Origin of the sequence: Pseudomonas sp. 32_A (assembly GCF_017490905.1) — a bacterium.
In the GTDB taxonomy this organism is placed as follows: domain Bacteria; phylum Pseudomonadota; class Gammaproteobacteria; order Pseudomonadales; family Pseudomonadaceae; genus Aquipseudomonas; species Aquipseudomonas inefficax.
In genome coordinates this window covers 1-447 of record NZ_JAFGYI010000339.1, presented here as the reverse complement: position 1 = coordinate 447, position 447 = coordinate 1, and the positions used below count along the sequence as shown (strand labels likewise).

The following is a 447-nucleotide window of genomic DNA, read 5'->3' as shown; positions in this document are numbered from 1 at the left end:
CTCCATGAATCAATTGGGGTCGTCCCCGTTGAACATCGACGGCCCGGGGTCGTCCCCGGGCAGCGAAAGTATAACAACAGGCTTACAGCCTTGCCGGCCGGCCGCGCCGGCGGCATCGAGACATCGCGTGCGCGTTCGCGAGCCCCTTCATGCCGGCGCCCGCGCGTCGAACGCGCCGGCAGGACAACGCGCGCCGCGCTGCTTGGTCACTTCGACGCGGGCTTTCCGCCGCGTTGCGCGATCGGCCAGCCGTGCGCATCGAGCTGCACGCAGCGGTCGTCGCGATAGAGCGCCCATTCCTCGCACTCGCGCCCGTCCTTGAACGCGCAGATGCCGAACTGGCCGCGCGGCCCATCGTGGATCACCACCTTGCCGCCCAGCTTTTCGCAATTCACCGACGCCGGATTCGCGAGCGTGGTCGACTGATTCGGCGGCAACGGCTGCGCA

1 protein-coding gene is annotated in these 447 nt (G+C 68.5%); it reads right to left on the bottom strand.

The genetic code is table 11. The features are described from left to right. Positions 1–206: 206 nt before the first annotated feature. Positions 207–447, bottom strand: a 241-nt coding sequence (locus J5M58_RS26960; RefSeq protein ID WP_207880473.1) for a DUF333 domain-containing protein, incomplete at its 5' end; no start/stop codon positions are given.